Genomic DNA, 14,491 nt, shown 5'->3' with positions numbered 1-14,491 from the left:
TTTCCTTCTTACTTTTTCCTTCTTACTTTTTCCTTCTTACTTTTTCCTTCTTACTTTTTCCTTCTTACTTTTTCCTTCTTACTTTTTCCTTCTTACTTTTTCCTTCTTACTTTTTCCTTCCTTTACAAAATAAAAACCTCAGCTTTACATAAAATGTTTGAAAGCCGAGGTATTAATCATCAAGCAATAGAAAATGCAAAAAATATTGCAAATCTTATGAAGCCTATATTATTAAAGCCTCATTCTATCCCTAATTCTAACTCATAAATCTATCCTATGCATCATAGGGTTTTTTGCCAGTAAACTTAAGAGTAGCTGGTTCTGGGTTACTGCCAATATTGCGGTCAATTTTACCTGCATAAGGACGGCCTTCATTCACCTTCTCAGGAAAAACACCATCAGCAGGATGTAAGTACTCGTTAGAACCATCCGGGAAAACCCGGTAGATTTTGAAGTCCTCAATTTTGGGCTTAAATTTAGTCCGTAGTTGAGTACCGAGGGCCAAACATTGCTCTTTGCGAGCTAAATAAAGTAGGTTTTCACCTTCATTCATAATAGCTGCGCCACCTGTAGGCATTTCAAACACCTGTTCTTGAGAGCTAGTCCAGGTAATAGCGTACTTTTCTTCAACTTCGGCCTTGGTTAGCAAGCCACCAGTGCTGCCACCAAAAATTGGAGGTTGTCCAGTTAATTCGTCTGCCATAGATTTCTTATATGAACCTTTTTATGGCATGGTATCATTAGGGTTGCTCAGGTTTAAGAAATTGTAAGGTTCTGTTACAAAAGGATTATCTCATAGAAGTCAGAATTCAAAAGTCAAAATTCAAAAGTTATCTGAATCATGGATAAAAGTACATGGTTTTCAGCTCTTAATGCTCCTCAATTACCATTTTAAGCCCATATTTGGGCAAAAAAAATTACTTTTCTACTCCCCTCCCCTACTCCCTACTCCCCTACCGTAGGGACGTTGCATAAGGGCGTCCCTACCCTTAAAAAAGACTGAAGAAGCGCAAACCCTAATTAAGTTTCTTTTGCATTTCTTGTTGCTTTTGACTATTACCAACAATTGGAATAGTAAAATGAAACTGACTACCTCGATCCTTACCTGCCGACTCAGCCCAAATTTTTCCCCCTAAACGAGTAATAACCTGACGACAAATAGCTAAACCTAAACCAGTACCACCCACACTCCGTCGTAAAGCACCTTCTTCTTGATAAAAACGGTCAAACACAGCCTCTAACCTAGCAGGTTCAATCCCACGACCAGTATCAGAAATAGTCACCTCCAACATATTTTCACTATTAGAAGAAGTAGCTGTAATTATTACTTTTCCCTCCGCCTGAGTAAACTTACAAGCATTGTCCAAAAGTTTGGACAAAACCTCTACTAACCATTCTCCATCGGCCAATACTAAAGGTAATTCTGAAGACACCTGAGTAGTAATATTTGGCAACTCCTTCTCTAAGTTGTGGGCACGAACACTACTCAAAGCTAAATCTACACATTCCAATAGAGGTAGATGTTCTATATTCCATTCAACTCTACCACTTTCTAAATGAGACAATGTTAAGAAATCTTGCACAAGGTTGCGCATTCTATCTGCATCTGCTAAAGCAGTTTCTAGCATAACTTGACGCAACTCTTCTGGCATATCTGGTTCTTGACTTAAACTTTCCAAGCAAACTTGGATAGTAGATAAAGGAGTCCGTAACTCATGGCCAGTAATTGCAATTAAATTACTGCGAGTCCGATCAAGGGCCTCCAATTGTTGATTTAATTCTTCCAGATGAGTATAAGTTTCTGCCTGAATTAAAGTCATACTTAATTGAGTAGCGATCGCTTCTACTAAATCTGTTTGTTCTTCAGACCAGTTATGGGAACACGATCCACAATTATGCAATTCTACAATACCCAATAGCCGTCCCTGATAAAGTAGAGGCATAATCAACCAACTCGAAATCTCCCATTGAGATATTAAGTTTTCTATAGAATTTCTCCCTTGAGATTTAGTAGTTTCTGATGTTTTGGCCAGCAAATCTTCAGGTAGTAAAATTGTATCTTCTATATAAACTCGCTCTTTAGTTTGAATAACTTTCTGAAATAAGGGATTCTCTTTTAGAGGCCACAACTGATTCAGCAAAGATTTTACTGATGGCCGTAAATACTCATGAGTAATCGTAGCTATCTCATCTGTAGGGCGACACTGATAAATTAAACATCGGTCTGCTAAAAGTGCTTTTCCTAGTTCGGCAACTGCCACTTTAATAATCTCATCCGGATCTAGCGATCGCCTCATAGAAGAAGAGATAATATTAATTAAGCGTTGTTTTTGTTCTTGAGCTGCAATTGAGCGATAAGCCTTAATCAACTTATATTGACTTGCTTGTAAATAAGTCACCAAACGTTGGGCAAAAGGATCGTGAAAGTTAGTATTTCCAATTACTGCTGAGGTTTGCTTATTTTTACCATTAGAAGGAGATTTCTTTTTAGGAGATTTTTTTCCCTTTTTTAAGTCCAAATTAATACCATAAACTTCTGTAGCTAGTTGGACTTTTTTCTTTAACTCTGGTCTATACTTAAGAATTCGATGGAATAGTAAAATAGCAGATTGGACACATACCTGATGATCAAAAGTCCAGATACCCTCAAACCGACGTGCTTGTTCCATTCCATTGAATTGGGATGTTTCATCAACTAGACCCGAATTATCACACTCATTACAAATTAAACAACTTGAATATTGTTGACCAAGTACCAATAAATTCCATTCTCTACTTAAAGCATCTTTAGAATTAAAAGCTACTGTTTCATAATATTCAGAAGAATTTTTAAACTCTGTTTCTGGTGCAGCTAGCACATATACTTGGGATGTAAGATTCGCAATTCGTCGATAACGGTGAGCCTCTTGACGATAAAAATGCTCTCTCTGAAAAGTAGCTATTACCAAAGGTTGATCGGAGCTTGCTAAAACCTGGTCTTCCATTGCATGAGAGAGAGCAGTTAAGGATGACTTGAAGTAGATTTGTGGTTTGATATGCTGAACCTCTAGCACCAGTTCTGCCAATACAGATTTAGGAATGGTCATCTGGCGATTAATATTTATTTTTCACCTATTGCATTAATAACATCAAATATACATTAGTTGATTTAACATTCTCACTACACTTTTGAAAGTGGCTCCCGTTATCATCTTTAACTTTAACAGGAGACCCCTTGGGACATTAGGTAGGAACGAAACTAATAGCAAGTTTTTGACATTTTATTAGTTTTATGGTAAACATTCAGGTTTTGGGGTTCCATTATTCTTGATTTTGTGCATAATTCAGTGTTTTAAAATCAAAAACTGTATATTAAGGATACTGAATAATTTATAAATCAGACTAAAAGATCTATGGAAAGTCAGAAAAAAATAGATATGATTATTTGTCAACCACACCACCTGAATAGTTGCTTCAATTCTAAATTTTAAATTTTTTACGTTTTATGGTAGGAGTCTATTTATTTTTTTCATCTCTATTTTCACCAGTTGAACCAATTTCAGAATTGTAAATAGCATCCAACTGTTTACGAGCTTCTTGTACATTAACAGAACGTATTACTAACAAAGGCTCATCAATAAAATTACCAGATTCATCTAATAGTTCTGGATGTGGAATTTTACGATACTGAGAATGGGAACCAGGACCGAACTGCCCTTGATTTTGAGGCCAAGATTGAGACTCTAGTCCTACGGTTAAAAGGCTACGGATTAAATTATGAACTGCTAAAACAGCTATAATAGTGAAGGCTAAGATATAAAGTAAATGTAACATAGTGTTCTCCTTAAAGCTAAATTACAACTCAACAAATTAAAAAAAGATTAAACAATTTTTTGGTTCTTATCACTTTCAGTCTGGATAAGTTTTATAAGCAGAGATTATCTTATTTACATATGCTATCATTCTTTTCAGAGTAGGTAGTATTGCCACTAATTAGGGTTTGCTGATTAAATATCAAAGCATTTATAGGTAAAGGTTTTAGCCTTTATATCTAAAAAAAAGTGCAACCTTTTTAAGTTGAAGTGACCAAAAAGTTAGAATTTTGGGTTGACGCGATGCAGAAAAATCAAGGGATTATTCTTCTTTACTGATGTTGTATACAATGTCCCTACTTCTCGCTCATTCCACATTTCTCCTGACTCCTGACTCCTGACCCCTGACTCCTGACTCCTACCAAAAGACTTTCCATCAGCAAACCCTATCTAGATTGTTCTTGGCGAAACCGCATTGTGACTTGCCAACATTCGGTCAGTAGCTGATGCCAAGGCAAAAGCACTGTCATTTCTACCCCTACTTGACCTCCGGTTGCTTGAAAAAGAGCTTGTGCTGTACTTACTTCCTGTTGAGCTTGCTTGACTCTATCAAGTAAGTCTAATTGCTTATTGCTACTAAGAAAAGTAATTTCTTCTCTCTCCAATAACTGACGGGTGCGCTCAAACCAATACCCGAAATCTTCTAGCAAGGGTTGCAGTACCGCTTTCAGTAAATCTGGTTCTGGCAGTTTGGGGTTTAGCATTTTTCTAAATTGTTTTTTTATTCTAATTTATAATTTAATCTTAACACTCTTTACATTTTTTAACATTTTGCTTGAGGACTTTGCATGACAAGATCTCGTGCAAAATGTAGGTTAAAATCTATCCTTCTTTTCTCGCAAACGGGCAAAAGTTTCTACTGGTTCTTGACTTTGAACTGCTAATTTTAGAGTAGGTTGCTCCCAACGTAAAAAAGGATTTGTCTGTTTTTCTATACCCATCATTGATGGTACGGTTGCTTGATTACGACTCCGTGCCTCCTTAACTTCAGCAAAACGAGCCTGTAAATCAGTATTTTGTCCATCAACAGTCATGGCAAACTGTAAATTTTTCAAAGTGTATTCATGGGCACACCATATTCGTGTATTGTCAGGTAAACTACGCAACTTAGTCAAAGATGCTAACATTTGTGTTGGTGTCCCTTCAAATAAACGGCCACAACCTCCAGCAAACAAAGTATCACCACAAAATAATTCCCCTGTTTCTCCAACAACTACAGGAGGAAAATAATAAACAATATGACCACTTGTATGACCAGGGACAAATAAAACCTCTCCGACTCGCTCGGCAAACTGGACGCGATCGCCTTCTTGTAAAAATACCTGTTGTCCAGGAATTCTACCTCGGTCTTTAAGTCCACCATAAACAGTTAGTTCTGGAAATTTTTGGATTAAGCTTTGGTTAGCACCTACATGGTCAGCGTGATGGTGAGTATTAAAAATGGCCACCAACTTAGCTGACAATGATTTTAGTTTTTCTAACACTGGTCTTGCTTCGGCAGGATCAACTACAGCTACAATATTTTGAGTTGGGTCATGTAGTAAGAAAATATAGTTATCCGAAAGTGCCGATAGTCGATAAATCTGCATAAAAATATCTGTTTTAGGGAATAGGCAATAAGGATATATTTGTTGTATATCTATATTAATAATACAATCCTTATCAATTTTGACTTTTGACTTTTGACTTTTGAATTGCTAAAAAGTATTTTGGTAAATATGAGATACACCCTACTAAAACTATATAATCCAATATAAAATGTAAGGTCAATAAATTATAAATTTAGTATAGTGAATAATAAATTATGTTATGGACTGAGCAAAATCAACCAAAAGTAACGATTAATCAAATGGTAAACCGAATTATGACATCAGCTAAACTTACCCGTCAGGAATATCTACAGCTTACTTCATCAATTTTATCTGGAAAAAACATAACAAATCAAGAACGACATAAAATTAATCAGATATTTGATTTTATTCAAATAGGTAAAATTAATTTGATTGATGATTCTCAGTCAAGCTTATAGTATTGCTGAATTTATGTTTAATAATTAACTAATTAATAATTACCTTAGAGGAGCCATAAGTCATAATCCAGAATCCAGGATAAGTAGAGAATTTACAGAAGATAAGGGGAAAAATTATCCTTTAGTTTTTCTGCCTCGCGTCAACCAAAATCCTAACTTTTTTAGCAATTGAAGAACAAAAACCTTGTACTTTTTCCCTAGCTAAAAAGTCTAAAATCTTTATAGATGAATGCTTTAAGATTTATTCAGCTAACCCTAAATAAGAGCATTGGGTAAAATGATTTTTATAAATAAAAAATAAATCATAATAGCTCATATTTAACTAGGGGTAAACATTCTGCACGTCAGCTATCAGCTATTTATTTTAGTTTGAAATAAAACCTCTATTGATGAGTTAAATTGAATTTCACTATAAAACCTGACTTTTAAAGGCTACATTTATTTAAAACTCCTCTTTAAGATTTAGATATTATTGCTGTTTGCGCAGCATCCCGCAGGAATAGCTGACGACTAATAGCTGAATGCCTACAACTTATGGAAAGTATTTTGGCTGAACTAGGAAGTAGCGAGGGTGTTTTTTTATACAGGAGTTTAGAGTAATTTTGTTGCTATAGTTAGAACAAATTAGAACAACATTATCATTTTTTCAGATCGCTTATACCCAAAATATAGTACCTTTTCCAGACTTAAAATTGCTCAAATATTATAAGCATTCAGCCGTCAGTTAGTCTCCTATCCAGTAGACGAAAATAGCTATTGTTCCTAGTTTTAATAACAGTATTATTAATTGAAGCAAATTAGAACTTACTACACTAAATATGGGCTTTATTGCTAATAGCTGAATCCTTACCAAATCTTGATCTCTAAATCCTTTATCTTTATCTATAAATGCTTTGGTATTTAATTAGTAATTTCTAACTAATTATTTTGAAATAAATCTTTAGTTAATACATAAAAAAAGCTTGATTTTACAATTTAATATTCACAGTAAAATGAGCAAAATAAACAGTAATTAATGATATTAATCTAAAAATAAATTAATGATAAAAAGTCAAGAAAATTCATGGATAAAAGCTCCAACTGGTTTATTAGAAGTTACAGCAATAGCAGAAAAAAACATAAAATTAAACACAAAAAAAATTAAACTTTCTCTAGTAATTCCTACATACAAAGAAAGTCAAAATATTCCCACACTTATTCAAAAATTAACTCAACTATTAGATACTAAAATTCCTAATACTTATGAATTAATTGTAGTAGATGATAATAGTCCAGACTTAACTTGGAAAATAGCTCAGAATATGACACCAAAATACCCACAACTTCGGGTGATGTGTAGAAAAAAAGAAAGAGGACTTTCTACAGCAGTTATTCGTGGTTGGCAAGTAGCAAAAGGAGATATATTAGGAGTTATTGATGGAGACTTACAACATCCTCTAGAGACTATTTTAAAACTACTAGCACAAATTGAGAAAGGTGCTGATTTAGCAGTAGCTAGTCGTCATATTACTGATGGAGGTGTAAGTGACTGGAATATAGTTAGAAGATTTTTGTCTCGTGGGGCACAAATTTTGGGGTTGGTTATTTTACCAGAAGTAGTGGGACGAGTTTCTGACCCCTTGAGTGGATATTTTATGGTGCGTCGAGGAGCGATCGCTAACCAAACTCTCAACCCAAAAGGATACAAAATCTTAATAGAGATTTTAGGTAGAGGCCATATTGGTTTGATCCAAGAAGTCGGTTATGTATTTCAGGAACGTTTGGAAGGAGAGAGCAAAGTTACCTGGAAGCAATATATAGAATATCTGCAACATCTTCTAACTTTAAGATTAGCCAGATGGCATATAGGACGATTTATAAGTTTTGGTATAACTAGGTTAGCATTGAATAGATTTATGCTTAAATTAAAAAAGCATTAGGCAAATTTGATTGGTGATCGCTACTTGAAAAATAGTTAAAAGTTTTTGTATAACCTAGTAATTTGGAGGGTAGTAAACTTGGTTAAAATTTCTATGATAGCTAACCTATCCAGTAGTGGAGCAGGTAGATGGGGAGGAGCAGTACGCCCCTTTTACTTATCTCAAGCTTTAAAAAAGATTGGATATGAGGTAGAAATAGTTGGCTTTGTTGATGAAAACTCTCCTACAACTATCACTCAGACTGAAATTCCGATTATTTCTATTCCTCAGAAGAAAAATTATCCAGGATTTGTACTTTCTGCTCAAGAGCTATTGAAAAAGATTACTGGAGATATTATTTATGCCTCTAAACTAAAAACTACAACATTTGGTATAGGCTTAATCAAAAAAATCCAAACCAGTCGCCCACTATTTCTAGATATGTGTGACTGGGAGATGAGTTGGCATGGAGGAGATGATTGGAAATACAATCCAAGTATTAAACAATTAGCTAGAGATATTCTTAAGTCAAATGGAGCTTTGCGACAACCAGACCATCCATTTTATTTAAAAAGGATGGAAAATTTAGTTTCTCAGGCAGACCAAGTTACTTCTAATAGCCAGTTTATCAAAAAACGTTTTGGCGGAGTTTATGTTCCTATGGGAAAAGATGCAACTCTATTCGATCCTAGTAAGTACGATCCACAAGAAAGTAGGATTAAGTACGGGTTGATCAGTTATAGGATACTAATGTTTCCAGGAGCTCCTCGACCCTACAAAGGAGTAGAAGATGTTTTAGTAGCTTTGGAAAATCTGAATCAATCAGACTTAAGATTGGTAATTGTTGGTGGTAGTCCTTATGATGATTATGATAAACAATTAATGCAAAAATGGGGACGTTGGATAATTAAAATTCCTAAATGTCCACCTAATATTATGCCAGAAATTGTAGCTGCCGCCCATATAGTAGTAGTTCCTCAAAGAAATCATTTAGCAACTCAAGCACAGTTTCCTTTAAAACTTCTAGATGGTATGGCGATGGCTAAACCAGTTATACTAACAAAAGTAGCCGATCTTCCTCAAATAATAGGCGACGCTGGTTATTTGGTGGAACCTAATTCTCCTGAACAAATAGCAGCACAAATTGAGTTAATATTTAATGATTTAATAACAGCAAATGCTAAAGGTATCAAAGCTAGAGAAAGGTGCATTAATTACTATAGTATTGATGCTATGGCAACTATTTTATCAAATTTAATCAAAGTATAGAAAAGAAAATTAAAATAGGGAAAAGGCGCGAATTATTTAATTATTTAATTATTAATTATTCGGTAAATACTTTTAGTTTTCCATACGCAAGTCCTAATTAATAACTCATTGCTGATAGTTAATAGCTGACTGCTGAATGGGAGCACATTCGGCAGGAAATGCTTATATTACGTCTGGTTAAAAACTTGGGGTAATTGAAAGTAAGGAAATATCCTAGCACTTTTTTTCTCCTTAAAACGAGAAGCTTTATACCTTGATTTTTTAGTAATAGTTTGTAGAAGTTAAACTTAGATACAAAAAAATATCAATGTCTCAAAATAATTTATCCTAGAATTTATTTTAGGGTAGAGAGTAGGGATTAGGGAAGATGAAAATAATCGCAATAATTAGTTATATATAATCCGATTATATAGTGTACGTTTATAGCTCTATAATTACTTCAATATTCAATTTTGTAACACAATCTTCTAGATTGTTACAGCAAACGAAGGCTGAACTGCAAATTAGGATAACTAATTACCCGAATTCTATATTCGTAGAAATTAAACTTAGACACAAGGAAAATATTAATGTCTGCAAAAGAATTTATCTTAAAATTTATTCTTCGTAAACCTTTCAAAATTCAAATTATTGGAAATATTATATTAGGATTTGCTGGCGGATTATTTAATGGAGTTAATACAGCTCTGATAGTACCTATACTACTGCAAATTTCTGGTCAAGAAATTGCACTGAAAGGTTCACCACCTATCATTAAATTTCTACTATCTCCTTTCGATGGAGTTCCAGAAAAATATCGCCTTGTGGTAATGCTGTTAGCAGTTATATTAACTATTATTCTGAAAAATTTAACGGCATATTTAAGAAGTTTATTAACAGTAGCATTTAATCGTAGTCTGGCAAATACGATTAAATCGGAAATGTTACAAACACTAATGGATACTGATTTAGATTTCTTCTCAAAAATCAAAGTAGGAGATTTAGCAAAACGCTTAGGTTCGGATACAGCTCAATGCATACAAACTATTAATGGTTATGTTAATTTAACAACTCAATTAATTACTATTTCGGTATTTGTAAGTTTACTAATTTCTATTTCTTGGCAACTTACTTTAATTTCTTCTCTATTAGTAGCTTTGATAGCATTAATTAATCAGCTATTTATTCGTCGGTCAAAGAAATTTGGTACTATTTTAAATAGAGAACAAAAAAATTATGCAATTAGGATAATTGAAATTCTGAGCGGTATTCGGTTAATTAAATCAGTAAGCAGTGAAAATAGAGAGTATAGAGCCATAAGAAAGTTAATGCTTTCCCTAGAGGATATAGCGCTGAAAGCACAAATGAACTCTGCTTTAATAGCTCCGGTAAATGAAGTGACAAGCATGATGACGGTAATTAGTATTCTACTATTGGGTAGATATTTATTTGCCGAACAAATTGCCAATGTTTCTGCTATCCTACTTACTTATCTTTTAGTTTTATTTCGCCTACTACCTATTGTCTCTCAAATTAATAGCAGTCGTAATGCAATAGCCAAAGGTAGTGCTAGTTTTGAGATGGCCGTAGACTTATGGAGAAGAGATAATAAACCAATTATGAAACCTGGTTCCATACCTTTTGAAAAGGTGAGTAGTAACATTCATTTTAATAATATTTCTTTCTCTTACCCAGGTAATACTAAATTGATTCTCAAAAATATTGATATATCTGTGCCTAAAGGTAAAACTTTAGCGTTGGTGGGAGGTTCCGGAGCAGGAAAGTCAACATTTGCCGACTTACTACCAAGATTTTATGACCCTACTTCTGGTTCCATTGATATAGATGGCATTGACTTGCGGGATTTTGATATTACCAGTCTGAGGAGGAAAACTGGTATTGTTAGTCAAACTACTCATCTGTTTAACGATACAGTCAGAAATAATATTATTTATGCCCGTCCTAATGCTACAGAGGAAGAGGTTATTGAGGCGGCTAAACAGGCTAATGCTTATGATTTTATTATGGACTTGCCTAAAAAATGGGATACAGAAATAGGCGATCGCGGGGTTATGCTTTCGGGGGGTCAACGACAAAGATTGGCTATTGCTAGGGCGCTATTACAAGACCCAGAAATATTGATATTAGATGAGGCCACCAGTGCCCTGGATACAGTTTCTGAACGTTTGGTGCAAGAGGCCATTGATAAGTTAAGTTCTGATCGAACGGTTTTAGTTATTGCCCACCGTCTTTCCACAGTCCAGAATGCGGATCAAATAGCTGTTTTAGATCGGGGAAAGTTAGTGGAAATGGGTACTCATTTAGAACTTTTAGCAAGAGAAGGTGGTTACTATCATCGTCTCTATTCTATACAGTTTGGCGACCAGTCTGAAGCAGATAAATATATTGACCAGCAAGTTTTAGCTAAGGCATCCTATGAAGCTCGTGGTTTTCTGAATACAATTATTGGTTCTTTAACATTACTAGCTGATGAAATAGTTGACACACCTGAAGAAAAAATGGAGCTTACTGAAGAAGCTTTTCGGTCATCAGTTTCTCTTCTCAGAACTTTAGAAATATTTGAAAATCAAATGGCAAAAAATAATTAATAATGGATAATTAATAATTAATAATTAATAATTAATAATGGAATAAGTATTTTCTGCGGAGCAGCTACGCTAATGCTTTTTCCTGACAGAATGCTCTATATGTTTGCAGCTTTTTATCTCGGCGACAGCCGAAAAGCAAAATGTTAAAAGCAATTAGTAATGAATAATTATTTCTGAGCTTTGGGAAGGGAACTTTGACAGTAACTTTTTATTGTTTCTCAATTTCAAGGGTTGTTTTACCTTCTTCAAAATTAATAGCTGATAGCTGAATGCTTACATAATTAATAATTGATAATTGATAGATAGTTCTGTGAGGGTTAACATTTTGGGTAGACAAGGGAGAAAAAGTTAATCCCCTTCTACTCTACTCCTTGAATAAAAAATAATTTTTCAGCAAAGTTTGCTTTAGTATCTCTTCTGTTATCAATTTTTATTTTCCGATAGAACAGAAAGAATAAAAAATATTGTCTTCTAATTATGTTTATTATTCCTATTGTTTTTTTGCTTTTGGGAATTATATGTTTATTTATAACTTTTAATCCTACAGCTCAAAAAAATTTAAACTTGTATATAAATTTTGTCTTACTTGCAGGAATTATATTGATAGCTATTGGTGTAGTTTCATTATTAATTATATTGTCAATTGGTTGATTTTAATATTTTCTCTAAGTTAATATTTAATATCATGTTCGGTTGAATACTTAACACTTTGTAGGAAGTAAGGCAGACGGGAGAAGGAAAGAAAAGGTTAGAAGGGAGAAATTTTTTTTCCACTGAATTATCCGAACATGATATAAGTTGAAGATTAAGAGTGATTAGCGTAATTTGTAGGTAACATCTTTATAAGTTAAAATCAAAGGAGTTGTTAGAGATGGAAGCAGAAGATAACAATTTCTTTTTATTATTTGCAAATTTAGATAATTATCTCGAACAACAAAAGTGGCAATATGCTAATGATGAAACAGAAAAAATACTCATGGAAATATATGATGTTGAAGATATTGAAGAAATGTCTGTAGAGATAAAAACTCTTGATAAGTTATGGTTAAAATATAGTAATAATCATTTTGGTTTTTCTATACATAAGCAGATAATATCTGCTAACAAACTTAATCAAGTAAATCAAGAAAATCTTTGGCAAGTTGGTATTATATGCAAATTAGCCGATTATGTGGGTTGGTGCAAAGAAGGAGTTTGGCTTAATTATCCATCTCAATATACTTTTAATCTTGATGCACCATTGGGTCATCTTCCCACTTTTTGGGGTATTGATACTTTTATAGATAATGAAGGTTATGGAGGATTTTTTATATTAGTATCTGATTTTTATTTTGAGCTTTTATCTCAGATTTAAAAATGGAGATTAAGTGATATTTTATTTCCTTAAAAAAACAGCATACTCAAATTAATAGGTTTCTCCAGAAAAGAGGGAATGCTTAACTGGGAACAGGGAAGAGTAATTGATAGTTTATGTATAAGAATTGAATTTTACTTTGTATTTTTGGAGATGTTTAATAGAGTTACAGCAAAAGTTAAAGTTAAATTTTTTTCGGATGTGGAAGATTTTTTTGTCATAGTATTTGATGTTGATTTTTCTTTTCTATTTAAGAATTAAAGAATGGAGATTGAGGGATATTTTGGCTCATCAAAAAATAGTAGATTCAGACTAATAGAGTTATAGAAAAAGTTAAAGTTAAATTTTTTTCGTAATTTTTATTAAAAATATTGGGTGCATCTCAATATTTGCAAAAAGACTTTTTTTCCATTCCCTATTTCCTGTTTCTTTTTTCCTTTATTGCGATGTACCCAAAATATTTTTCCTATTATCCAATTCTGTAAAAAGTCTAATATTTAACTTTTAATTATTTTGAGAAAGTTCAAGTTAACACTTCCATTTTTCTAATATCCATTCTTGCAAAATAGGATTTACTAATTCTGGTGCTTCATCTTGAGGACAATGACCAATTCCTGGTAAAGGAATAAATTTTTCTACAGTTTTAAACTTAGCAAATTCTTTTCCTAATTCAATATTTTCCCAAGGGTCTTCTTCTCCCCATAAAATAATAGCTGAACAGGGCAATATTGGTAATAAATCTTCTGCTAAAGGTCCTTGAGAATAACCAGTAAAAGCTACAAAAACATCAACCGCTCCTTCATCTTTTGCAGGTTTCAATATTATCTCAATTAATTCATCTGTTACTGCTTCAGGACGTTTATATGCTTCCAATAATACTCGCTTTACAGTTTTCTTAGTTGCTAACTGATTAAAAAATAACTGACTTATCCACTTGACTTTTAGCAATTTTTGTAATATTAGCGAGCCTTGACTACGATACCAAGGAAGAGTGGAGCGTTTCCGTTCGTGTAGAAGTCGTAAAGAACAATTAATAATTCCTACCCCCAAAACAAGATTAGGATTATCAACTGCTGACTGCATCGCTACAATACAACCAATAGAGTTTCCCACGAGAAAAGCAGGAGCGCCAACTATTTCTCTACAAAAATCACTAATTTGTTGACTCCAGGTGGCAAATGTGTAGGTGACATCTTGACTTGGGGTAGGTTTAGCTGAACCGCCAAAACCTAGTAAGTCAATAGCATAACAGCGACAACTTTTGGCTAATACGGGAATATTTTTGCGCCAATGTCCCCAAGAAGCTCCAAAGCCATGTATTAAGATTACAGGAGGTCCTTGGTCGCCTTGGCTTTGATAACATATTGGTAGACCTTGCCATTTCCAAGTTTTTGTGGTAATCATTTCTTTTTTTAGGGAGTAGGGAGTAGATAATAGGAGTCTTTTTAAGAAAGAGGTGAGTAACTACCTTTATTTAGTATAAAATATCAACAAAATTTTGC

The 14,491-nt window shown here is 33.6% G+C and carries 11 protein-coding genes and 1 pseudogene; 6 read left to right on the top strand and 6 right to left on the bottom strand.

Going from position 1 to position 14,491, the window contains the following annotated elements:
• On the top strand, window positions 1-267 hold a 267-nt coding region (locus VKJ25_RS06610; RefSeq protein WP_324235832.1), incomplete at its 5' end, for a hypothetical protein.
• Between the two features lie 7 nt (window positions 268-274).
• On the opposite strand, the gene psaD is transcribed toward VKJ25_RS06610, so the two are convergent.
• From psaD to gloB, 5 genes are all read right to left on the bottom strand, one after another.
• A complete protein-coding gene (gene psaD / locus VKJ25_RS06605) occupies window positions 275-703 on the bottom strand; it encodes a photosystem I reaction center subunit II PsaD (protein WP_324235831.1) in 429 nt (142 codons plus the stop codon).
• A gap of 313 nt (window positions 704-1,016) precedes the next feature.
• Complete coding sequence (locus VKJ25_RS06600; protein WP_324235830.1) at window positions 1,017-3,086, bottom strand: DICT sensory domain-containing protein; 2,070 nt, start codon at window positions 3,084-3,086, stop codon at window positions 1,017-1,019.
• 409 nt (window positions 3,087-3,495) lie between these two features.
• Window positions 3,496-3,813, bottom strand: a complete 318-nt coding sequence (locus VKJ25_RS06595) for a DUF2973 domain-containing protein (protein ID WP_324235829.1) — start codon at window positions 3,811-3,813, stop codon at window positions 3,496-3,498.
• A gap of 424 nt (window positions 3,814-4,237) precedes the next feature.
• Window positions 4,238-4,555, bottom strand: a complete 318-nt coding sequence (locus tag VKJ25_RS06590) for a DUF2605 domain-containing protein (RefSeq protein WP_324235828.1) — start codon at window positions 4,553-4,555, stop codon at window positions 4,238-4,240.
• A 111-nt stretch (window positions 4,556-4,666) separates the two neighbouring features.
• On the bottom strand, window positions 4,667-5,440 hold the full coding sequence (gene gloB, locus VKJ25_RS06585; RefSeq protein WP_324235827.1) for a hydroxyacylglutathione hydrolase: 774 nt from the start codon (window positions 5,438-5,440) through the stop codon (window positions 4,667-4,669).
• A 215-nt stretch (window positions 5,441-5,655) separates the two neighbouring features.
• Between gloB and VKJ25_RS06580 the strand changes: the two genes are divergently transcribed.
• The 5 genes and pseudogenes from VKJ25_RS06580 to VKJ25_RS06560 all read left to right on the top strand — a co-directional run bounded on the left by VKJ25_RS06580 (window position 5,656) and on the right by VKJ25_RS06560 (window position 12,989).
• The gene (locus VKJ25_RS06580) at window positions 5,656-5,880 is read left to right on the top strand and encodes a hypothetical protein (protein ID WP_324235826.1); all 225 of its coding nucleotides are present in this window, start codon (window positions 5,656-5,658) and stop codon (window positions 5,878-5,880) included.
• 1,040 nt (window positions 5,881-6,920) lie between these two features.
• Window positions 6,921-7,751, top strand: a pseudogene (locus VKJ25_RS06575) (polyprenol monophosphomannose synthase); the annotation flags it as partial.
• Window positions 7,752-7,892: 141 nt separating this feature from the next.
• A complete protein-coding gene (locus VKJ25_RS06570; RefSeq protein ID WP_324235834.1) occupies window positions 7,893-9,047 on the top strand; it encodes a glycosyltransferase family 4 protein in 1,155 nt (384 codons plus the stop codon).
• A 569-nt stretch (window positions 9,048-9,616) separates the two neighbouring features.
• On the top strand, window positions 9,617-11,635 hold the full coding sequence (locus tag VKJ25_RS06565) for an ABC transporter ATP-binding protein (protein ID WP_324235825.1): 2,019 nt from the start codon (window positions 9,617-9,619) through the stop codon (window positions 11,633-11,635).
• 871 nt (window positions 11,636-12,506) lie between these two features.
• The gene (locus VKJ25_RS06560; RefSeq protein WP_324235824.1) at window positions 12,507-12,989 is read left to right on the top strand and encodes a GUN4 domain-containing protein; all 483 of its coding nucleotides are present in this window, start codon (window positions 12,507-12,509) and stop codon (window positions 12,987-12,989) included.
• 528 nt (window positions 12,990-13,517) lie between these two features.
• On the opposite strand, the gene VKJ25_RS06555 is transcribed toward VKJ25_RS06560, so the two are convergent.
• Window positions 13,518-14,393, bottom strand: coding sequence for an alpha/beta fold hydrolase (locus tag VKJ25_RS06555; protein WP_324235823.1), 876 nt, complete (start codon window positions 14,391-14,393; stop codon window positions 13,518-13,520).
• Window positions 14,394-14,491: the final 98 nt, after the last annotated feature.

The organism is Okeania sp. (assembly GCF_035285525.1).
Classification (GTDB): domain Bacteria; phylum Cyanobacteriota; class Cyanobacteriia; order Cyanobacteriales; family Microcoleaceae; genus Trichodesmium.
This window is presented reverse-complemented; position numbering and strand designations above follow the sequence as displayed.